Origin of the sequence: Nocardia takedensis NBRC 100417 (genome assembly GCF_000308695.1) — a bacterium.
In the GTDB taxonomy this organism is placed as follows: domain Bacteria; phylum Actinomycetota; class Actinomycetes; order Mycobacteriales; family Mycobacteriaceae; genus Nocardia; species Nocardia takedensis.
Genome location: NZ_BAGG01000263.1, coordinates 23651 through 44691 on the forward strand (window position 1 = coordinate 23651; position 21041 = coordinate 44691).

22 protein-coding genes and 1 pseudogene are annotated in these 21041 nt (G+C 68.5%); 10 read left to right on the forward strand and 13 right to left on the reverse strand.

What is annotated here, in order from left to right; translation table 11 throughout:
• The first annotated feature begins 59 nt into the window (after nucleotides 1-59).
• Nucleotides 60-1559, forward strand: coding sequence for a multicopper oxidase family protein (locus tag ON30_RS33480; protein ID WP_051030358.1), 1500 nt, complete (start codon nucleotides 60-62; stop codon nucleotides 1557-1559).
• A gap of 149 nt (nucleotides 1560-1708) precedes the next feature.
• Here ON30_RS33480 and ON30_RS33485 read toward each other — a convergent pair whose 3' ends face one another.
• Complete coding sequence (locus tag ON30_RS33485) at nucleotides 1709-3127, reverse strand: MFS transporter (protein WP_040714285.1); 1419 nt, start codon at nucleotides 3125-3127, stop codon at nucleotides 1709-1711.
• A gap of 93 nt (nucleotides 3128-3220) precedes the next feature.
• Here ON30_RS33485 and ON30_RS33490 point away from each other — a divergent pair, with 93 nt between their 5' ends.
• A complete protein-coding gene (locus ON30_RS33490; protein WP_040714287.1) occupies nucleotides 3221-3814 on the forward strand; it encodes a TetR/AcrR family transcriptional regulator in 594 nt (197 codons plus the stop codon).
• 70 nt (nucleotides 3815-3884) lie between these two features.
• Here ON30_RS33490 and ON30_RS33495 read toward each other — a convergent pair whose 3' ends face one another.
• The 3 genes and pseudogenes from ON30_RS33495 to ON30_RS38280 form a co-directional block, all read right to left on the reverse strand.
• Entirely contained in the window at nucleotides 3885-4553 is a 669-nt protein-coding gene (locus tag ON30_RS33495; protein WP_040714288.1) for a DUF305 domain-containing protein, read from the reverse strand.
• A gap of 90 nt (nucleotides 4554-4643) precedes the next feature.
• Nucleotides 4644-5117 (reverse strand): DUF6153 family protein, encoded by a 474-nt coding sequence (locus ON30_RS36790; RefSeq protein WP_156371417.1) that lies wholly within the window; start codon nucleotides 5115-5117, stop codon nucleotides 4644-4646.
• Nucleotides 5118-5251: 134 nt separating this feature from the next.
• A pseudogene (locus ON30_RS38280) lies at nucleotides 5252-6125 on the reverse strand (IS5 family transposase).
• 93 nt (nucleotides 6126-6218) lie between these two features.
• Between ON30_RS38280 and ON30_RS39895 the strand changes: the two are divergent.
• A complete protein-coding gene (locus tag ON30_RS39895; protein ID WP_156371418.1) occupies nucleotides 6219-6620 on the forward strand; it encodes a hypothetical protein in 402 nt (133 codons plus the stop codon).
• A 388-nt stretch (nucleotides 6621-7008) separates the two neighbouring features.
• Here ON30_RS39895 and ON30_RS33515 read toward each other — a convergent pair whose 3' ends face one another.
• Both ON30_RS33515 and ON30_RS33520 read right to left on the reverse strand, forming a co-directional pair.
• Nucleotides 7009-7425 carry an arsenate-mycothiol transferase ArsC gene (locus ON30_RS33515; RefSeq protein ID WP_275426236.1) on the reverse strand — a complete coding sequence of 139 codons (417 nt, stop codon included), beginning with the start codon at nucleotides 7423-7425 and terminating at the stop codon, nucleotides 7009-7011.
• A gap of 144 nt (nucleotides 7426-7569) precedes the next feature.
• Nucleotides 7570-8529, reverse strand: a complete 960-nt coding sequence (locus tag ON30_RS33520; protein ID WP_040714290.1) for a PstS family phosphate ABC transporter substrate-binding protein — start codon at nucleotides 8527-8529, stop codon at nucleotides 7570-7572.
• Nucleotides 8530-8848: 319 nt separating this feature from the next.
• Here ON30_RS33520 and ON30_RS33525 point away from each other — a divergent pair, with 319 nt between their 5' ends.
• Genes ON30_RS33525 through ON30_RS33535 form a run of 3 tightly spaced genes read left to right on the forward strand, consistent with a single transcriptional unit; the run spans nucleotide 8849 to nucleotide 11721 of the window.
• Nucleotides 8849-9532 carry an arsenate reductase/protein-tyrosine-phosphatase family protein gene (locus ON30_RS33525; RefSeq protein WP_040714292.1) on the forward strand — a complete coding sequence of 228 codons (684 nt, stop codon included), beginning with the start codon at nucleotides 8849-8851 and terminating at the stop codon, nucleotides 9530-9532.
• Between the two features lie 50 nt (nucleotides 9533-9582).
• Nucleotides 9583-10257 carry an arsenate reductase ArsC gene (locus ON30_RS33530; RefSeq protein WP_040714293.1) on the forward strand — a complete coding sequence of 225 codons (675 nt, stop codon included), beginning with the start codon at nucleotides 9583-9585 and terminating at the stop codon, nucleotides 10255-10257.
• Nucleotides 10258-10302: 45 nt separating this feature from the next.
• On the forward strand, nucleotides 10303-11721 hold the full coding sequence (locus ON30_RS33535) for an FAD-dependent oxidoreductase (RefSeq protein ID WP_040714294.1): 1419 nt from the start codon (nucleotides 10303-10305) through the stop codon (nucleotides 11719-11721).
• Between the two features lie 51 nt (nucleotides 11722-11772).
• On the opposite strand, the gene ON30_RS33540 is transcribed toward ON30_RS33535, so the two are convergent.
• The 6 genes from ON30_RS33540 to ON30_RS33565 all read right to left on the reverse strand — a co-directional run bounded on the left by ON30_RS33540 (nucleotide 11773) and on the right by ON30_RS33565 (nucleotide 14906).
• Nucleotides 11773-12105, reverse strand: coding sequence for a YnfA family protein (locus ON30_RS33540; RefSeq protein WP_040714366.1), 333 nt, complete (start codon nucleotides 12103-12105; stop codon nucleotides 11773-11775).
• A 318-nt stretch (nucleotides 12106-12423) separates the two neighbouring features.
• A complete protein-coding gene (locus ON30_RS33545; RefSeq protein ID WP_040714295.1) occupies nucleotides 12424-12888 on the reverse strand; it encodes a MerR family transcriptional regulator in 465 nt (154 codons plus the stop codon).
• Nucleotides 12885-13241, reverse strand: a complete 357-nt coding sequence (locus ON30_RS33550; RefSeq protein ID WP_239476929.1) for a hypothetical protein — start codon at nucleotides 13239-13241, stop codon at nucleotides 12885-12887. Before ON30_RS33550 ends, ON30_RS33545 begins: the two co-directional genes overlap by 4 nt.
• Before the next feature lie 121 nt (nucleotides 13242-13362).
• Complete coding sequence (locus tag ON30_RS33555) at nucleotides 13363-13773, reverse strand: arsenate reductase ArsC (protein ID WP_040714296.1); 411 nt, start codon at nucleotides 13771-13773, stop codon at nucleotides 13363-13365.
• A gap of 15 nt (nucleotides 13774-13788) precedes the next feature.
• Nucleotides 13789-14541, reverse strand: a complete 753-nt coding sequence (locus ON30_RS33560) for an aquaporin (protein ID WP_040714298.1) — start codon at nucleotides 14539-14541, stop codon at nucleotides 13789-13791.
• Nucleotides 14538-14906, reverse strand: coding sequence for an ArsR/SmtB family transcription factor (locus ON30_RS33565; protein WP_040714300.1), 369 nt, complete (start codon nucleotides 14904-14906; stop codon nucleotides 14538-14540). Before ON30_RS33565 ends, ON30_RS33560 begins: the two co-directional genes overlap by 4 nt.
• A gap of 314 nt (nucleotides 14907-15220) precedes the next feature.
• Here ON30_RS33565 and ON30_RS33570 point away from each other — a divergent pair, with 314 nt between their 5' ends.
• Complete coding sequence (locus ON30_RS33570; protein WP_051030361.1) at nucleotides 15221-15562, forward strand: DUF3349 domain-containing protein; 342 nt, start codon at nucleotides 15221-15223, stop codon at nucleotides 15560-15562.
• A 75-nt stretch (nucleotides 15563-15637) separates the two neighbouring features.
• Here the strand turns inward: ON30_RS33570 and ON30_RS33575 are convergent, their stop codons facing one another.
• Entirely contained in the window at nucleotides 15638-16495 is an 858-nt protein-coding gene (locus ON30_RS33575) for a helix-turn-helix domain-containing GNAT family N-acetyltransferase (protein WP_040714301.1), read from the reverse strand.
• Nucleotides 16496-16596: 101 nt separating this feature from the next.
• On the opposite strand from ON30_RS33575, the gene ON30_RS33580 reads away from it, so the two are divergent.
• The 3 genes from ON30_RS33580 to ON30_RS36795 all read left to right on the forward strand — a co-directional run bounded on the left by ON30_RS33580 (nucleotide 16597) and on the right by ON30_RS36795 (nucleotide 20956).
• Complete coding sequence (locus ON30_RS33580) at nucleotides 16597-17958, forward strand: FAD-dependent oxidoreductase (RefSeq protein WP_040714303.1); 1362 nt, start codon at nucleotides 16597-16599, stop codon at nucleotides 17956-17958.
• 6 nt (nucleotides 17959-17964) lie between these two features.
• Entirely contained in the window at nucleotides 17965-19173 is a 1209-nt protein-coding gene (locus ON30_RS33585; RefSeq protein ID WP_051030362.1) for an MFS transporter, read from the forward strand.
• A gap of 193 nt (nucleotides 19174-19366) precedes the next feature.
• Nucleotides 19367-20956 (forward strand): DnaB-like helicase C-terminal domain-containing protein, encoded by a 1590-nt coding sequence (locus ON30_RS36795; protein ID WP_063125128.1) that lies wholly within the window; start codon nucleotides 19367-19369, stop codon nucleotides 20954-20956.
• The last annotated feature ends 85 nt before the right edge of the window (nucleotides 20957-21041 follow it).

Sequence of the window (21041 nt, forward strand, 5' to 3'; positions counted from 1 at the left end):
TTAGGCTTGCGCGCGTGACGGGACACAATGACGGCTGGTCGCGGCGCGGCGTGCTGAGAATGGGCCTCGCTGCGGCGGCCGCGGCCGTGGCGGGCTGCTCGGGCGGTCCGGACCCCACGACCGCGGTGGCGGTGGATTCCGAGGCCGTGCGGGTGGCCGAGGCGCGACGCCGCGCCGCGACGGCCGTGGTGCGGCGGTTCGGGTTGCGCGCCGAGGCGTCGGTGGTGGACCTGGGCGGGGTGCAGGTGCCGACCTGGACCTACGGTGGTCGCCTGCCCGGCGCCGAGATCCGGCTCGCGCGCGGTGAGGTCGCCGCGGTGCGCCTGGACAACGCGCTCGCCCAGCCCACCACGGTGCACTGGCACGGGTTGGCGCTGCGCGCGGACATGGACGGTGTCCCCGGCCTGACCCAGGCGCCGATCCCGGCCGGGTCCGGCTACGACTACGAGTTCACCGTCCCCGACGGGGGAACCTACTGGCTGCACCCGCACACCGGCGTGCAACTCGATCGCGGACTCTACGCCCCGCTGATCGTGGAGGACCCCGACGACGGCGACGACTACGACCTCGAAGCCGTGGTCGTCCTGGACGACTGGCTCGACGGGATCGACGGACGCGACCCCGACACCGAACTGGCGCGGCTACGCGCGGCCGGAATGCACGACATGGACGCCCACCCCGACACGGCAGGCGGGCACGGTGGCCACGGCGGTCACGGTGCCGCACAGACCACGCCGCTGGGCGAGCACGGCGGCGACGTCGAGCACCCCCTGTATCTGATCAACGGTCGCGTCCCCGCCGATCCGGTCACCTTCACCGCCCGCCCCGGTCAGCGGATACGGTTGCGGATCATCAACGCCGCCGCCGACACCGCCTTCCGCTTCGCGCTCGGCCGACACCGGATGCGCGTCGTCCAGTCCGACGGCTACCCCGTCTTCGCGGTCACGACCGACTCGTTGCTGATCGGCATGGGCGAACGCTACGACGTCATCATCGATCTCGACGAGGGCGTGTTCCCCCTGATCGCCGCCGCGGAAGGCAAAACCGGTCGAGCGCTGGCACTGATCCGCACCGGCCCCGGCCAGGCACCGGACCCGCAGGTGCGCGTGCGGGAGCTGGCCACCGCGCCGCTGACCGCGACCCGCCTACGCGCCGAGGACCGCGCGCGCCTGCCCGCGCGTGCGCCCGAGCGAGTACTCGACGTGCGACTGGGAGCCGACGTCAGCCGGTACGTGTGGACCATCAACGACCACGCGCCCCTCGACGGCGCGGTCCACCAGAACACCCACACCGTGTTCGAAGTGACCCAAGGCCAACGGGTTCGGTTGCGCTTCGCCAACGCCACCACCATGTTCCATCCGATGCATCTGCACGGACACACCTTCGCCCTGGCCGACGGCACCGGCAACGGGGCACGCAAGGACACCGTGATCGTAGGCCCCTCCGCCACCGTCGACGTCGACTTCGACGCAGCCAATCCGGGGCAGTGGATGCTGCACTGCCACAACGCCTATCACGGCGAAGCCGGGATGATGAGCGTGCTGTCCTACCGGCATTGACCCACCGCTGCCTGGCCGGGTGCGTCCACACCTCTGACCCACACCGGTGGCGCGCTCCTGGAGCGACAGCGCGCACAGCCGATCATCGCCGTAGCGCGGAGGCGGAGGGACGGCGTGCGAACATCGGGCCCCGCGCAGTCGCGGTGCGCTCAAACCGCATCGGCCGCACCGCGAACCGCCAGCACCATGATCGGTATCGCAGCCAGAGCCGCGACAACGGCCGCCACGACGAAACCGCGGGTGTATCCGGTGGTGGTGGTGCCGACGAGGCTGGCGGCGGCGACGCTGGAGGTGACCGCCGCGCCGAGGGAGGCACCGAATTCGTGGAAGGTGCTCACGATGCCCGAGGCGATCCCGGCCTCGTGTGGAGCAACCTGTCCGAGGGCGGTGGCCGAGGCGACCACGAACAACGCGCCCGTCCCGGCTCCGGCCACGGCCACTCCGACCACGACCGGTACCGATCCCAGCCAGATCGCCGGGATCGTCAAACCCACCGCGGCCACCAGCAGACCCGCGACCGCAAGTCGGCTGGCCTCGATCGAGGCCAGCGCGCGGCCGGTGAGGTCGGCACCGGCCATCGTGGCCAGTGCCACCGGTAGGAACAGCAGCCCGGTGTGGGCGGCGTTGTAGCCGTGGTGGTTCTGGAAATAGAAGGTGCCCAGGAAGAACACCGTGATCATCAGCACCGTCGCCATCAGGATAAGGAACGTGCCCGTGGCCACGGGGCGGCGCACCAGCAGCCGGATATCCATCAACGGCGATGCGTTGTGGCGCTGCCATGCCACGAACCCCAGGTATCCGAGCGCGGCCACACCCACCAGCACAGCGGTGAGCGCATCGACCCAGCCACGATCACCGGCCCCGACCAGCGCGTAGATCAGGGTCGCCGAGGAAGCGGTGACCAGCACCGCCCCGAGAACATCCAGCCGAGGACGAGGGTGCGGGCGTGCGGAGGCGGGCAACAGCACCGCCAGCGCCACCGCGACCACCACACCGATGGGGACGTTGACGTAGAACACCCACGGCCAGCCCGGCCCGGCGGTCAGCAAACCGCCCGCCAGGACCCCGATCGCCGCGCCGCCGCCACCCAGCGCCGACCACACCCCCAGCGCCCTGTTGCGCTCGACGCCCTCGAACAGGGTCACCACCAGCGACAGCGCCGCCGGTGACAACAGCGCCGCCCCCACACCCTGACCGATCCGCCCACCCAACAGCGTCAGCGCCGAATCCCCCAACCCCGCCGACAACGAGGCCACGGTGAACACCGACAGACCGGCCAGCACCACCGGTTTGGACCCGAACAGATCGGTGACCCGCCCGCCCAGCAGCATCAATCCGCCGAAGGTCAGCGTGTACGCCGACACCGTCCAGGTGAGCGCCTCACGACCCAGCCCCAGATCCTGCCCTATGTGCGGTAACGCCAACGCCACCACGGTCACGTCGAGGATCAGCATCAACTGCCCCAATCCCAGCAACGCCAGGATTCGCCACCGCAGCGGGTGCCCACCTCCCGGCTCCGGCCCGGCCGCACCCTCCGACCGCACGGGCTCGACTTCGCGGTCCGTCATCACTACCTCCAACCGGATAACTCGTACATGACTGTACGAGTTATATCACCGGAAGGCGCAACCCGTACATACCTGTACGAGATAGGATGTGGTGTGACCACCGCCGACGCCCGTCCACGCCGCCGCGCCGACGCCCAGCGCAGCATCGCCGCGATCGTGGCCGCCGCCCGCGCGCAACTGAGCGCCGATCCCGAGGCCGGCGTCGAGGACATCGCCCGCGCCGCCGGGGTCGGCCGCCAGACCCTCTACGGGCATTTCCGCACGCGCGCCGACCTCGTCGACGCCGCCCTCACCGATGCCCTCGCCGAGGGCGAGAAGGCCCTCGCCGTACTGGATCTCGACGGCGACGCCGACCACGCCCTGACCACCCTGCTGACCTCGAGCTGGGCACTGGTCGCCGAATCGGCGGCGCTGCTCACCGCCGTGCAAGCGACCCTGGGACCCGACCGGGTCAGGGACCTGCACGCCGTCCCCGCGCAGCGGCTCACCGCTCTGCTCGACCGAGGCCGAGCTCAGGGCGTCGTGCGCACCGATCTCCCCGTGGAATGGCTGGTCAACCTCGTGCACTACGTCCTGCACGGCGCGGCCACCGAACTGCGCGCCGGACGGCTGACCGCCGACCAGGTCCCCGGTGTGGTCACCGCCACCATCCGCTCCGCGCTGCGCCCCGACCACACCCGCCCCTGACCCCTTCGGGCGAACGAACGCGGCCCCGCCCCGACGTCATCGAGGCAGGGCCACCGGATCGACCGCGAGCTCAGCCCGCCAGCAGGCCCTGCATTCGGGTGATCTCGCTCTGCTGAGCGTCGATGATCCGCTGGGCCAGCGCCTTCGCCTCCGGATCGGCTCCCGCCCCCAATTCGGTGCGCGCCATCTCGATCGCCCCTTGATGGTGAGCGATCATCGCCGTCAGCCACATACGGTCGAACTCGGCGCCGGTAGCGCCACGCATCTGCGCCATCTGCTCATCGCTCATCATTCCCGGCATCGCACCGGAGGTCATCGGCATGGAACCGGGTGTCATCGGCATACCGCCGTGATCCATTCCCCCACCGGTGGTGGGGGTCGCCGATGCTCCCCAGGACTGCAACCAGCCGGTCATGGTCGCGATCTCGGGGTCCTGGGCAGCCTGGATCTGCGCGGCCAACTCCAACACCTCCGGGTTGGTCGAACGCGACGGCGCCATCGCCGCCATCTCCACCGCCTGGCGGTGATGCGGAATCATCTCCCGAGCGAAGGCGACATCGGCGTCGTTGTGCGCACCGGTGACCGTGCCGCTGCCGGTCGACGCGGGCGCGGTGGCGGTGGCCGCGGTGTCGGTGTGCCCGTTGTGGCCACCAGCGGAATCGTCGTCGCTACATCCGGACAGCACAGCGGCCGAGGCGAGGATCGCCAGCACGGCCGAGGCAAGGGTCTTCTTGGACATCGATACTCCTGAAGTTCTCGAGCAGTGAAGGGACGTGACGGGTCAGCGCCGCGACCGGGGGAGGGAACTCACCGGTCCGGCGGACGTCGATCACTGCCGCAGCACGCACAGAACAGCCAGGCGCCGCAACGTCGGCCCCGGCGGCGGACGCGCGGCGGCCCCCGCACCTGAGGGCCACCGCTCCCGCCTGATCCCCACAGAAGACGGCCAGATCACCGCGACCAACACCAGCGCCACACCCGCTAGTGCGGCCATGATCGCCAGACACAGGTGCAACAGATCGTGACCGCCGTGCTCACCCACGGGAGTATGACCTGCACCGCCCGCCCGGTCTTCACCGAGCACGACCGTCGGCGCAGCACAGCAAGCCCCGCGCGTTCCGGCTTCGATGAGAGTCGGATCCGAGGTCGCCGTGGCGTCGGCAGACCAGGCATGATGGGAGCCCATCCCGTGCGCAGGACTCTCGGCTACCGAAAACATCAGGTGATGCATGCCCAGCACGGCCACCACCAAGGCGACCATCAGCAGTGGACGCGCCAACGCCCTCGTACAGCCGAACAGCACACCTCCAAATCTAGCAGCGCCGACCCGCGCGTCGTCGCGGTGATCACTGCCGCACGGGGTGGGCTCACCGGGATGGCAGAATGTAGAGCGCGGTGGTGGCGACAACGGTGACTCCCAGGGCCTAGGGCGTGTCCTCAAAGCCAGATGAGGAGGGTCGCGAGGTCGAGCATCCCTCGGTAGGAGACGGCGGTCTTGTCGTAGCGGGTAGCGATGGCTCGATACTGTTTGAGCCGGTTGAAGCAGCGTTCGACGACATTACGGCGGCGGTAGATGTTTCTGTCGAACCTCGGTGGTCGTCCACCGGCAGTTCCGCGGCGGCGTCGATGCGCTTGCTGGTCGATACGCTCGGGAATCGTCGCGGCGATACCGCGGCGGCGCAGGTACTCCCGAATCGCGCGCGTCGAATAGCCCTTGTCGGCCAACACCCTGCGGGGCCGCGTCCATGGCCGACCACATCCCGGACGCGGCATCCTGATCCCGGCCAAGACCCGAACGAACACCGTGCAATCGTTGACATTGCCGCCGGTCAACACCACCGAGACCGGACGACCCAGACCGTCGCAAGCCAGATGGATCTTCGTGGACAGGCCACCACGCGACCGGCCGATCCCATGATCGACCGGTTCGTCAACGGCGTCGTAAAACCCTCTCCCCACCGGCGAGCACGACCCGCGCGCCCGCACCGTGCTGATGAACCCGCACGATCGTGGAATCCACCGACACCTCACGATCGAGCTCGGCCACCGCGTCGGCGACCACCCGCACCCTCGCCACCAGCACCGCCAGGGTGCCGTTACGCGACCACCGCCAGAACCGGTTGTAGACCGTCTTCCACGGTCCATACCGCTGCGGCAGATCCCGCCAGGCCACCCCCGTCCTCGCCTTGTACAACATGCCGTTGATCACCCGCCGGTCATCCACCCGAGGACGACCCTTCGCACCCGAGACCGGCAACAACGGCTCCACCACCCGCCACTGATCCTCGGTCAACTCATGCCTACGCACCACGACCGAGCATCAAACCACACCAGCCACAATCACTTTGAGGACAGGCTCTAGCGCAGTCCTCGTTCAGGCAGCGCCAGCCGCAGCTGCTCGCTGATGTATCCGCTGACCAGTCCGCTCGCACCGGCAGCCGATCCCGATGACCCAACCGCAAACGTGGCTGCGACCGCGGCCGCCTCGACCTCATCTGTCGCCGAAAAACACTCCCGGAAAAGGGAATACCACGGATTCATCGTCACCGTCTCGGGCCGCCCCCTCGGCCGCCGCCCGAACACGGCCAGATCAGCCGTCGCGGTCACGCAGCAGGCGCAGCTCGTCGTCAAGCCGTCGGAGGCAGGTCGGGCGCTCGCTCAACGGCTCACGTTGCCGTCCGCCGACGTCATTGCCTCCAAGGGCGGTACTGCGTCGGTGATCGCGGCGCATCGCCCTCCGCGCCGCGCGCCCCGGCGTCATGAAAATCCCGGCGCGGGTGGTTCACAACCGTCGAACACGCCGTGACGAACGGAGTCTTCACCCCCGCGACCTGCCATCGGTCTCCGTTGACAAACGAATCATCAACTCACAGGACGTTCGTGCCGTATCTGGCCAGCCGCACCCACCACCCGCCAACCCGGATTCCGGCAACTGAGCCCTGGCAGGGTGCTCGCCGTCGTCCTCCCCGGTGGCCGCCTATAGAAACTGAGATCCGCTCGTGCGGGGTAGGTCTTAGCAACGAGTCGCAGCTCAGGCTCGGTCAGGTTCGAAGCGTGCTACGGGCTGAAGGCGCCTATAGGTCCGGGCAACACCGATTCGCTCAGCCATAGCGGCGATCTCAACGTGCACTCGGACCGAGAACCTGATTGGATAAGTCTTGCGGCCGAGCTCGTGCCCAGTCGTCCTTGGGCGATCAGTGGAGTGTGCTGAGTTCGGTGAGGAGGTCGTGGATGCGGGCGGCGACGTCGTCGCGGACCAGGCGCATGCGCTCGATGCCCTCGATGCCGCGTTCGAAGGGTTCGTCGGTGTCCCAGTTGACGATCCGAACGCCTTCGACCGGGTCGATGTGGGCTTCGCGGCCGAGGGTGACGACTACATCGACCGCGCGCAGCAGGCGCGGATCGATCGGCTTGGGGGATTCCTGGCTCAAGTCGACCTCGACTTCGTGCAGCGATTGCACCGACATCTCGTTGAGTGCGGTGCCGGGGCGAGTGCCCGCGGAGTAGATGTCGACCCGGTCGCCCGCGGCCTTGCGCATCAGCCCGGCGGCCATCTGTGACTTGCCGCCGTTCTTCACGCACACGAACAACACTGCCGGTTTCGTGCTCACTGCTCTCGTGGCCCTTTCGGTTGAAGTCGTTGTTGCCCTGTGGGTATCGGCGATAGGCGATACCCCCGAGACGATGCGAACAGGGGACACTGCGCCCCACTCCGCGCCGTCACCGAGCGGGGCGGGGCGGGGCGGGGGTGCGGGTTACTGTCCGGCGGTTTCGACGATGTCGGCCAGTTCGGCGCGGGCCTGGGACAGTTGCGGGCTGGTCATCGGGATGAACCCCGCAGTGTCGACGATCTTGGCGTTGCTGTTGATGTAGAACTCGGCGAACTTCTCCACCTGCGGCTTCTTCAGCGCGGTGTCGGTGAGGTAGATGAACAGCGGCCGGGCGAGGGGCTTGTAGCTGCCGTCCTGAGCGGTGGGCACCGACGGTGCGATGCAGCCTTTGCCGTTGTCGATCGCGACCGCGCGCAGCTTGTCGGTGTTGTCCTCGAAGTAGGAGTAGCCGAAGTAGCCGAGCGCGCCCTTGGCCGCGGCGACGCCCGCGACGGTGACGTTGTCGTCCTCGGTGGCCTGGTAGTCGGTGCGGCTGGCGCCGTCTGTGCCGGTGATGGCCTGGGTGAAGTAGTCGAAGGTGCCCGAGTCGATGCCCGCGCCGAACAGGCTCAGCGGCTCGTTCGGGAAGGCTGGGTCGATCTCGTTCCAGTTCCTGACCGTCGAGCCGGGCTCCCACATCTTCTTCAGCTGCGCGACGGTCAGGCAGGTGGCCCAGGTGTTGTCCTTGTTGACCACGACGGTGAGCGCGTCGTTGGCGACCTGCAACGCGCTGAAGATCACCCCGTGCTGCCCGCACGCGGTGGATTCGGCACCGCTCATCGGCCGTGAGGCATCGGAGATGTCGATCTGTCCGGCGCAGAACTTCTTGAACCCGCCACCGGTACCGGAGGCGGTGACCTCGACCTGTACCTGCGGGTGTTCGGCGGTGAAGAGTTTGCCCGCGGCCACCGACAGCGGTTCGACCGTGCTCGATCCATCGATCACCACCGGCCCCGACAACATCACCTCCGGCTGCGGATCGCCGCCTCCGCAGGCGGTCAGGGTCAGCGCGGTGAGCAGGGCGAGCGCGGGAACACGCAGGCGGCGGGCCTGGCGGACAGTCATGACGAGGAGAGCCTTCCTGATCGGTCCCGCACCGGCCGGCCACAGGCGGCCGAGCTCGGGGGGACAGAATGTAGGTCGAAGATTTGCGGGCGTGGCAGGGCGCTGCGGTCGCAACGACAGCGCGAGGGGACGGCCGATCCGGCCGGTTGTCGGTGATCGATTCCGGTTGCGCCTCTGCGGATTTCGCCATGCTCGTTCCGTGGAGGCGTGTGCGTTCGGGCGGTGCGGGCCGGTCGGCTCGACGACGGACCGGATGTCTTTTTCCGAGCCTTCCCCCGTGCGCTTGACCCACGATATTGGATCAGCGATCATTGAGTCAATGACTACTGAGGAACTATGGTCGGTGGCGCGGCGGGCCGAGGTGCACGCCGCGCTCGCCGACATCACGCGGATACAGATCGTGGACATACTGGCCACCGGCGACATGGCGTCCTCGGAGCTGTGCGCCCGGCTGGGCCTGTCGACCAACCTGCTGGCCCACCACGTCCAGGTCCTCGAACGCGCCGGGCTGGTGCGCCGCGACCGCTCCGAGGGGGACCGTCGCCGCAGCTACCTGCGCCTGGTCACCGACTTCGGCGCGAATCTGCTGCCGCGCAGCGTGATCCCCGCCCAACGGGTGGTATTCGTGTGTTCGCGCAACACCGCGCGCTCACAACTGGCGGTCGCCGCCTGGGCCCAACGCAGCCAGGTCCCGGCCACCTCGGCGGGCACCCATCCCGCCGAACGGGTGCATCCGGGCGCGGTCGCCGCCGCGCGCCGTCACCGCATCCCCCTGCGTCCCCGATCCCCGCAGTCTGTCGAGGGGCTGGTGCGGCCGGGGGATCTGGTGATCGCGGTCTGCGACAACGCCCACGAGGAGCTGCCCGCCGACCTCGCACGTCTGCACTGGTCGATCCCCGACCCGGTCCCCGCCGGAACCGAGGACGCCTTCGACCTCGCCCTGGATCAACTCCGTCAACGCATCGACCGCATCGCGGTCACCGTCACCACCGACCCCGCCTGACCCGACCTCATCCGAAAACACTTTCACTGCTGCATGTTTGGAGTCCTGCCATGCCCGAAACGCCTCTGGCCCGCACCACCTACGCGCGAGAGGATCTGACCATCGATCAGCAGTTGGCGCTCAAGACCGCTGCCACCCGGTTGCAGACCGAGTTCACCGACACCTTCGGGGTGGAGACGATCGAACGGTTCTTGCATTCCTCCTACGACCAGTTCGCCGGGCGCGCGACCGTGGTCAACTACCTACCGCTGCTGGCCGAGCGCTTCGCCCGCCAACGCCTGCGCGCCCTGGCGCGGGTGGAGGGCAAGATCGTCGACAGCAAGCCCACGGTGTTGTTCGTGTGCACCCATAACGCCGGACGCTCCCAGATGGCACTCGGGTTCTTCACCCACCTCGCCGGTGAGCAGGCGGTGGCCTGGTCAGGGGGCTCCGAGCCCGGTGACTCCATCAACCCCGCCGCCGTCGAGGCGATGGCCGAGGCCGGTATCGACATCACCGGCGAATTCCCGAAGCCCTGGACCGAGGAGATCGTCCAGGCTGCGGATGTGATCATCACGATGGGCTGCGGGGACGCCTGCCCGGTCTATCCGGGGCGCCGCTACGAGGAATGGGTCCTGGAAGACCCTGCGGGCCACGACGTCGAGGCGGTACGCCCCATCCGCGACGAGATCGAGGAACGAGTCCGGCGCCTGCTGGCCGAACTCGAAATCACCACGGTCGGCTGACCTTTCTCCTGTCCGCGTCTCTCACCAGCTGAGGAGTATCCGCCCGTGTCCGATCGCCATGTCATCGCGATAGGTGGCAGCGATGCCGGTATCAGCGCGGCGTTGCGCGCCCGCGAACTCGACCCCGCCACGAACGTCACGGTCGTGGTGGCCGACAACTACCCGAACTTCTCGATCTGCGGCATCCCCTACTACATCTCCGGCGAGGTCACCCACTGGCGCGACCTCGCCCACCGCAGCGCCGCCGATCTGGCCGCCACCGGCATGACCGTGCTCACCGACACCCGCGCCACCCACATCGACCCCGCCAACCAGACACTGACCGTCCTCGACCCGACCGGGCAGACCCGCAGCCTGGACTACGACGCGCTGATCGTCGGCACCGGCGCGGTCTCGGACCGCCCGTCCATCACCGGACTCGATGTCCTGGGTCCCGGCGACGGGGTGCACCTGCTGCACTCGATGGGCGACACCCACGCCCTGACCGCCAGCCTCGACAACCGAGATCCGAAGCGGGCGATCATCATCGGCGCGGGCTACATCGGCCTCGAGATGGCCGAAGGACTCACCACCTGCGGTATCGCGGTGACCCAGATCGAAGCCCTGCCCGAGGTACTGCCCACCGTGGACCCCGAACTCGGCGCACTCGTCCGCACCGAACTCCAATCCCACGGTGTCGAGGTCATCACCGACACCACCGTCACCGCGATCGAGTCACGCAGCGATACCGGCGAACTCGTGGTCACCACCGTCCACGAGGGTGAACCCTTCACCCGCACCACCGATCTCGTGCTCGTGGTCGTCGGCGTCCGGCCGGACACCGAGCTGGCGGCCGCGGCCGGGGTCGAGCGCACCGCGCGCGGGGCGATCGTGGTGGACGAGGGGATGCGCACCAACCTCGCGGGTGTGTTCGCCGCCGGGGACTGCGTGCTCACCCACCACCGCCTGCTCGGCCCGACCTGGCTGCCCCTGGGCACCACCGCGCACAAGCAGGGCCGCGTCGCCGGAGAGAACGCCGTCGGCGGCAACGCCCGCTTCGCCGGAAGCCTCGGCACCCAGGTGGTCAAGGTCTTCGACCTCGTCGCCGCCCGCACCGGCCTGCGCGAGCACGAAGCCCACACCGCCGACCGTGGCTGGCATCCCGCCTCCACGACCTCCACACCCGATGACCACAAGGCGTACTACCCCGGCGCCACCCCGATCACCATCCGCATCACCGGCGACACCCGCACCGGACGACTGCTCGGCGCACAACTCGTCGGCCGCCGCGGCGCCGAGATCGCCAAACGCGTCGACACCTACGCCACCGCCCTGTTCCACGACATGACCGTCGAGGCCGTGAGCGAACTCGACCTGTCCTACACCCCGCCCCTGGGATCACCCTGGGACGCCACACAAATCGCTGCACAAGCCTGGGTCCGCGAACACCGGCTCACCGCCGACCGTCAGTCCCTGACCATCTGACCATCCGCTCTCGGCGCGAAGATCGGCATCAGATCCGCGCCGGGGGCGGGGTCACCGGCGGGGTGCGTACATGATGACCGCCACCCCGGCCAGGCACAGCAGCGCGCCGGTGAGGTCGTGGCGGTCGGGCCGGAAACCGTCGAAGGCCATTCCCCACAACAGCGATCCGGCCACGAACACCCCACCGTAGGCAGCCAGGATGCGCCCGAAATGCGCGTCCAGTTGCAGCGTGGCCACGAATCCGTAGAGCCCGAGCGCGATCACCCCGGCCCCGATCCACGCCCAGCCGCGATGCTCGCGCACGCCTTGCCACACCAGCCACGCGCCGCCGATCTCGGCGACCGCAGCCAAGACGAACAACAGGACAGAACGGGCAACGGTCATGGTCGGGCAGCCTACGGTGCCGATCCCGCCGAGGTCGTCGCGGTGGCGCAGCCACATCCCGCGCTCTCGCACCCCACCTCGGCGTCGCTGCCCGCGCCGCAGGTGTCGCCTCGGCGGCGAGTACGTGACCAGATCAGCCCGGCCACGCCGACCCCCAAGAGGATGAAGCCGAGGGGTTCCAGCCACGACAGGCCGACCAGCAGCGCTCCACCGCCGATTACCCCAGCAGCGATGAGAATCGGAGCCAGACAGCACGCCACGCACACCGCCGCGCCGAGCCCGATCGGCGCCCACCAGCGGCGGCCGGTGCCGGCGGGGTCAGCAGCGACAGCGACCACTCGTCTCGGTGGCGATGATCGGGAGGTCGCGACCGTCGCGGTCGAACGGGACCGGGCAGCAGGGGCTTTCGCTGCACTCGAGCAGGTCGTCACAACCGGCGGCCAACGCCGCGCGCAGGGTGTCGCGGACGGCGGTGAGCTCGGCGAGTTTGGCGTCGACCTCGGCGAGTTTGACAGCAGCGCGGGCCGCCAACCCGGCATCGGCACGGGGATGGCCGTAGCGGGTGGCCTCCAACAACTCCGCGACCTCATCGAGGGTGAACCCGAGCCCCTGGGCGGCCTTGATCACCCGCAGCACCGTCACCGCCTGCTTCGGATAGAGCCGGTGCCCGCCCAGGGAGCGATCCGGCTCGGCCAGCAGCCCGCGCCGTTCGTAGTAGCGCAACGTCTGCGCGTTCACTCCCGCCGCTGCCGCCAATTGCCCGCTACGTAACCCGGTAGTCATCGACCCGCCCGCCCAACAGCGGCGTCGGCGCGCGCGGCGAGAGTATCGAGCACCTCGACATGGAGAGCGGGAACCTCGATCCGCATGAGGGTTCCCGCGGGTGCCGGGGCGAAGGTGAAGGTGAAGAACGAACAGCACGCCGACTCGCGGGCAGCCAGATCCCGTCCGACCCGCTCGGCGTCGCCCTCGCCGGTGAGGTGCAACTCGAGCCGGGTCGGGTTCGGACGGGCGGTCGCGGTCACGGCGTCGGTGAAGAACTGGTCGAACTCGGCCAGCCGGGTCGGGCGTTCGGTGGTGGGCAGGGTACACGCGGACAGGTTCATCATCTGTTCGCGCAGGTCGTCATCGGTCATGGATTCACGGTAAGCCTGTACCCCGGTACCGGATGCAACCCCGAATCCGCCGAACACCACAACAGATCGCACCGGTCGGACCGGTGTCCACGAACGGCCGGTACGCAGGGCGTGAGGTGCTTCAGGTCCGCGTGGGCAGGAGTTGGGTGATCAGCGCCTCGACCCGTGTCCGGATCTCGTCGCGGATCGGGCGCACCGCCTCCACACCTCGCCCTGCCGGGTCGTCGAGTTCCCAGTCGCGGTAGCTCACTCCCGGCAGGACCGGGCAGGTGTCACCGCAGCCCATCGTGATCACCACGTCGGAGGTCTCCACCGCGTCGTAGGTGAGGACCTTCGGGAACTGGGCGGTGATGTCGATGCCGAGTTCGTCCATCGCCGCGACGGCGGCGGGGTTCAGGGAGTCGGCCGGGGCGCTGCCCGCCGAGCGGACCTCGATCTCGTCCCCGGCCAGGTGGGTCAGGAAACCGGCGGCCATCTGCGAACGACCGGCGTTGTGGACACAGACGAACAACACACTGGGCTTGGATGCCATGAGACGAAAGTCCTTTCAACGAGCAGACAGATTGTCGGCGTCGACGGTGGGAGCCTCGTGCGGCACCACGACATTGTCCGCCGAGGCGGCGGCACTGCCGGGGTAGAGCCACACGCTCAACCCCAACCCGAGCACCGCGCCGAGCAGCTGCGCGCCGACGAACGCCGGAACCGAGCCCGGCGCGATCCCGGCGAAGGTGTCGGAGAACATCCGCCCCACCGTCACCGCCGGATTGGCGAACGAGGTCGAGCTGGTGAACCAATACGCCGCACCGATATAGGCCCCCACCGCGGCCGCCGACATCCCCGCGCGTCCCGTCCGCGCGAGGGCGAAGATCACCGCCAGCAGACCTGCCGTCGCCACGACCTCGCCGACGATGTGGCCGTCGCTGACCCGGTCGTGGACCGAGACCTGGAACGCGCCGACCTCGAACATCACATTCGCCAGCACCGCACCCGCCGAACACCCCGCGACCTGCGCACCGATATAGGCCCCCAGCTCCATCGCGCTCAGTCCGGTCCCGCTACGCCGACCGAGCCACCAATCCGCGAGCGAGACAACTGGGTTGAAGTGCGCGCCCGACACCGGCCCGAACACCAGGATCAACACCGCCAGCCCGAACACCGTCGCAGTCGAGTTCTCCAGCAACTGCAACCCGATATCGCCGGGAGACAACTGCTGAGCGGCGATCCCCGAACCGACCACCACCGCGACCAGCAACGCACTGCCCACAAACTCCGCGACCAGCCGCCGCGCCAGCGCGCTCACCGCGCGTCCTGCGGAGTCACCACGGTCAGGAACCCCGACACCTGCCGCAACACCGCAGGCTCGATGCGGTAGTAGACCCAGGACGCACGCCGCTCGCTGCTGAGCAACCCGGTCTCGCGCAACACCTTCAGGTGGTGAGAGATCGTCGGCTGGGTCACGTCGATGCCCTCCGACAGGTCACACACGCACGCCTCGTGGTTCGCCCGCGCCGCGACCGCGCTCAACACCCGCAACCGCACCGGGTCCGACAACGCCTTGAACACCCCCGCCAACCCTGCGGCGGCCTCACCCGAGAGCGGTTCCCGCACCAGCGGGGAGGCCGCGCATTCCTGGACCGGCGCGACCGCGGACAGCGACTTAGACATACGTCGATATTCACCACCATCTAACTCGACCGCAAGCAAACAACGAGTGAACACGCTCGCGGTAGACGTCGGCGCCGATTCCTGCACGGCCGCCCGCTTGACGACGACTCATATTAGTACAACCATCATTGAGTCAATAATCGCTGAGTCAAGGGCCGGTCGAGGAGGGTGGCGCCGAACATGTCACTACCGAAATCAGCGGGACAGACCACCCCCGCGATGTCGCGATATCCGGTCGAGGCGGCCCCGCCTCCCGCGCCCGTTGTTCGGGCGCCGTCGTGCCGGGCCCGCCGCCATCCCCGTCGGCGGGCACGGTGAGATCCGCCGACGCGACCGGCGGCGACCGTGTCGGCAGCACGCGGTGGCTGGAAAGCGCGGACAGGTGCGCGCGGACCCTGCTGCGCTGGCTGCGCGCGGGCTATCCCGGCGACGCGCCGCGCACCGGATATGTTCCGCTGCTCGCACTGTGTTCGCGGCCCGGCCTGTCGGCGGCCGAGATCGCCGCCGCCGTCGAGGTTCTCGCGGCCGGTCCGGCTGTGGTCACCGACTTCCAGATCCAGCGCGTCATTCTCGAACACGCCGATTCGCTACCCGACGCGACCGACATCGACACCGTCGCCAAACTTCTCGGGGATCGCCGAAGGCATGCGCGGTGAATGGCGGCCGCGGGCACGATGGCCCCCCCGGCAGAAGGTGACGTATTACCCGCGCCGACAGGCGAATCGGACGGGTCAGTTCACGGGGCTGCGGCGTTCGAGCAGGACGGTGTCACGCCACACGCCATGATGCTGGGCGATGCGTTCGCGCAGGCCGATGGTGCGGTATCCGGCGGAGTGGTGCAGGGCGATGCTGGCGCGGTTCTCCGGGAAGATCGAGGTCTGCAACGTCCACAGCCCGGCGTCGTCGGCGGCGATGACCTGCTTGTGCAGCAACGCCTTTCCCACACCGCGTCCGCGCATGTCCTCGGCGACATAGACCGAGTTCTCCGCCACGCCCTGGTAGCAGTCGCGCCCCGAGACCGGGCTCAGTGCGGCCCATCCGACCACGGTGCCCTCGATCTCGGCGACCCACCGGTGCTCGGGCAGCCACTGGGCCTCGAGAGCGTCGCGGTCGGGGACCTCGGTGGCGAAGGTGGCATCGCCGGTCGCGATGCCCTCTCCGTAGATCCGCAGCACCGCCTGCCAGTCCGCATCCGTCATGGCGCGGATCGCGACGTCCTCGGGCAGGTCGCTGGGGCAGCACGGGCGTTGGGTCAGCACGCCCATGACCGCGTCGGCGGCGTGCGGCAGGCCCGTGCAGCAGGCGGGGTTGACCATGACCACGGTCGAGGTGCGGTCCTTGTGGAGGCTGACGAACCCGACATCGGCGAGTTTGCGGACGTGGTGGGAGACCGTGGGCTGGCCGATGCCGAGGGCTTCGGCGAGCTCGCCGACGGTGATCCCGGCCGGACGGGTCGCGACCTGGTGCAACAGCCGCACCCTGGTCGGATCGGCCAGGCACGCGAACCACGCCGCGTAGGTCGTCGCGTCGGCGGTCGAGAGCACATCGACGCGCTCGGTGCGCAGGACGGGCATCTCGAGATCGGTCATCACACGATTATATCGGCGTTCATCGATGGTTGCATTCATCGATGAACGTCGATACAGTTCGAGTGATTGATCGATGACTGTCGATGAAAGGAACCTGGGTTATGAACGAGCTGCCCGTCGTTGTCGTAGGAGCCGGACCGATCGGCCTGGCCGCCGCCGCCCAACTGCGCGAACGCGACGTCCCCGTCCTCGTGTTCGAACGCGGCGCCACCGCCGGTGCGGCGGTGGCGCAGTGGAACCACGTCCGTGTGTTCTCCCGCTGGGGCGAACTCATCGACCCCGCCGCACGCCGCCTCCTCGACACCACCGGCTGGAGCACCCCCAACCCCGACGCCTACCCGACCGGGCAGGACTGGACCCGCGACTACCTGATCCCCCTGGCGGATGCGCTCGGCGATACCGTCCGCCTCGGCACCGAGGTCGTCGGCGTCGCCCGCCGCGGCCGCGGCCGCGTCGTGGACTCCGGCCGCGACACCGAACCCCTCTCGGTGCACCTGCGCCGCGCCGACGGCACCGAAGACCGCGTCCTCGCCCGCGCGGTGATCGACGCCTCCGGCACCTGGGGCACTCCCAACCCCCTCGGCGGCGAAGGACTTCCCGCGCTCGGTGAATCCGCCGCCGCCGAGGTGATCGAGTACCGGGTCCCCGACCTCGACGATCCGCAGGTGCGCGCCCGCTACGCCGGACGCCACATCGTCATCGCGGGCAGCGGGCACTCCGCACTCACCGCCATCATCGCCTTGGCCGGACTCGCCGAGAAGGAGCCGGACACCCTGATCAGCTGGGTCCTGCGCCGAGGCGACACCACCAACACCTTCGGCGGCGGCGACTCCGACCAACTGCCCGCCCGCGGCGCACTCGGACAACGCGCCAAGGCCGCCGTCGAGGCCGGACATCTGCGGGTGGTGACCGGATTCCGCACCGCCGCCATCGAATCCGACACCAGCGACCGGCACACCCTCATCTCCGATGGCGGGCAACGCCTCGAAGACGTCGACCGGGTCGTGGTGCTGACCGGATTCCGGCCCGACCTGTCCTGGCTGTCGGAAATCCGCCTCGGCCTCGACCCCGTCCTGCAAGCCCCCACCCAGCTCGCCCCGTTGATCGACCCGAACGTGCACTCCTGCGGCACCGTCTACCCCCACGGCGTCACCGAACTGTCCCACCCCGAACCCGACGTGTTCCTGGCCGGGATGAAAAGCTACGGCCGCGCACCGACCTTCCTCGCCATGACCGGCTACGAACAGGTCCGCTCCATCGCCGCCGCCCTCGCGGGCGACCACGAAGCCGCCACCCGCGTCGAACTCACCCTGCCCGACACCGGAGTCTGCGGCGGCGCCGGAGTCTTCGACGACCCCGACACCACCGCAGACGCCGCTAGCGGCGGCGGCTGCTGCGGCGCACCGTCGCAATCGCAACCCGAGCCGGAATTCATCACCCTCACCGCTCCCGCGCGGGTGTAGAAACCGTTGAGCGAGACCATCCTCACCCCGCAGACCGGCGGCCTCACCGCCGTCGGTCTGCGGCGAGTGCTGGTGATCCTGTGTCTGACCGAGATCACCAGCTGGGGAATCCTCTACTACGCCTTCCCCGTCCTGTCCGTATCCATCACCACCGACACCGGCTGGTCCGCCTCGACCATCACCGCCGCGTTCTCCCTCGGCCAGCTCGCCGCCGCGCTCACCGGCATCCCCGTCGGACGCCTGCTCGACCGCACCGGCCCCCGCGCCATCATGACCGGCGGCTCCATCCTCGCCGTCCCGTCACTGCTCGCGGTAGCGCTCGCGCCGAACCCGGTCGTGTTCTTCCTCGGCTGGCTGACCGCGGGGATCGCGATGGGCGCGGTGCTCTACCCGCCCGCCTTCGCCGCGCTGACCCGCTGGTACGGCGACACCCACGTCAAGGCGCTGATGATCCTGACTCTCGCCGCCGGACTGGCCAGCACCGTCTTCGCGCCCTTGACCGCAGCGCTGGTACAGCACACCGATTGGCGGGCAACCTATCTCGCCCTCACCGCGGTCCTCGCCGTGGTCACCATCCCCGCACACTGGTTCGGGCTACGAGGGGACTGGCCGCCGCCACCGGCACCAATCAGCGACTTCCACGACGACCACACCGCCATCGCCCGTAGCCCCGCCTTCCTCGCTCTGGTCCTCGGGTTGAGTCTGGGGGCGTTCACCGCGTTCGCCGGAGTGTTCAACCTCGTACCTCTACTGCTCGAACGCGGATTCTCCCCTTCCCTGGCCGCGCTCACTCTCGGCCTGGGCGGAGCCGGGCAAGTCCTGGGCCGCATCGGCTGCCTGCCACTCGCCGCCGCCACTGGCCCCCGCGTCCGGATCGTCGTGGCCTTCGCCGCCACCGCGATCACCACCGCGTTGCTCGGGCTCGGCACCACCGTCGCGGTCCTGATCGGGGTCTCGATCGGGGCCGGGCTGGTGCGCGGGATCATGACCCTGATCCAAGCCACCGCGATCACCGAACGCTGGGGCGCAACACACTACGGACGCCTCAACGGACTCCTGTCCGCACCCGTGGCCATCGTCATGGCCCTCGCGCCGTGGATGGGCACGGCTCTGGCCACAGCGACCGGCAGCTTCGCTCGCTCGTACCTCGTCTTGGCTGGACTCGCCATCGTCGCTGCAATTGTCGTGTTCGTCCCCACATCCGGCGAATCCTGAACGTCGCTCGGCGAACGATGCGGTGAGAAGCGTTGCTGCCAGCATGCGGGTCGATCATCGAGCGATCGATCACTACTGCGAACACCTTGAAAGATCCCCGCGTAGAAGCTCTGACCGGCTAATCTGCGTGAAGTCGCTCGGAGAGTGCTCAGCGCCTACCTCCAGCGTTGTACCTGTGGGAGGAAGTCGTTCAATGCGTTACCTCGACAGCGTTCTCGGGGACCAGCCGCGACTCGAGCAGTGGCTCCGCAGCCAGTTCGACAGCGCTGAATCGATCGCGATCAGAACAGGATTCCTCACATCTCCAGCGGTCGAGCAGGTCAGGAAATCGATGACTGGTTTCCTCGACCGTGGGGGGAGTCTCTTGATCGTCGCCGGTGGCGCACCGGATCAAGCCGATCCCGACGCACTGATCGCTCTTGGCGCATTGCTTCAACCGTATCCGCACGCCGCCCTGCGCGTTGTCGTGCAACCCGACGAATTTCAGAACGCGAAAACCTACCACGCGAGCTTCGCCGACGGACATGCCGAAGCGCTCATCGGTTCGCCCAATCTGACGATGGGCGGAATGCGTTCCAACCACGAGGCGTCGGTGGTCCTCGACTCCCGCGATCCCGCCGAGTCGGAGATAGTCGCGGCCGTACTTCGAGGCATCGAAGCCTTCCGTGACCGACCCGGCAGTACCGCGGTCAGCGAAGAGACCCGGCTGCTGTTGTCTGGCCGCGCGTCGACATCGCTGCGACGCCGTCGCAGCAAGCCCGGCCGGACGATGCTGCCGACTCACCGATTGGACGACATCCTTCAGGACACGATGGAGGAGATCGACACGACAGCCAGCGGCTATTCAGTCGGTGTGCCGACGGGATTCACAGAGTTGGACGAGCTCACCGGCGGGCTGTCCAGCGGTTCGCTCACCGTCATCGCCAGCCGACCCGGCGTCGGGTCTTCGACGCTGCTACTTGATTTCGCGCGGTGCGCGGCGATAAAGCACCAACTGCGCACCGCAGTGTTCTGCCTGGATCGCCCGGTGACCGACGTGATATCCCAAATGCTCTGCGCCGAGTCGAAAATCAAACGGTGGGACCTTCGTACCGGGCGGATGTCCGATGAGGATTGGTCACGGCTGGCTCATCGCATGGCCGAAATATCGGATGCACCATTGCTCGTCAACTCCACTCCCGGTCCAACGCTCGACGAGTTCTGCGAGCACGTGAACGAGCTCGATCGCGCCGAGCAGCTGTATCTGATCGCGATCGATCCCATCAACCTGATCGACGCCAACCTCGGCCTCGACGCAAGCCGCGAACGAGAACTGTCGGTCATCACGCGGCGGCTCAAGCTTCTGGCCCTCGAACTCAACATCCCCATCGTGGTGACCGCAGAACTCGGGCGCGGAGTCGAGGCACGAACGGACAAACGGCCACTTGTCACGGATCTGCGTGATTCCGACACCCTCTCCCAAGTCGCCGACAATATCCTGCTCATTCACCGGCCCGATGCCTACGACCGCGACGACTCCCGTGGCGGAGAGGCCGACCTGATCCTCGCCAAACACCGGCTCGGCCCTACCGCGATCACCACCGTGGCCCACCAACTCCACCTCGGTCGCTTCATCGACATGGTCGGGCCGGTCAGACCAACCAACGCCCTCCCGTTGAGTCAAACCGAACGACCTGTCCAGATCAGTAACGCCGCTCGACCACGGCATCCCATAGGGCCGAGGCCACACGGGGCACCATCTCGCACGAAGGCATCGGCGAGGTTTCGATCAGCAGGAGGCTGAACGCCGTCGCCTCGATGACAGCCGGGTCTGAGATCCACCCGCCTGACGTGCACTCCTCGTCCACGAACCGAGACGAGCCGCACGC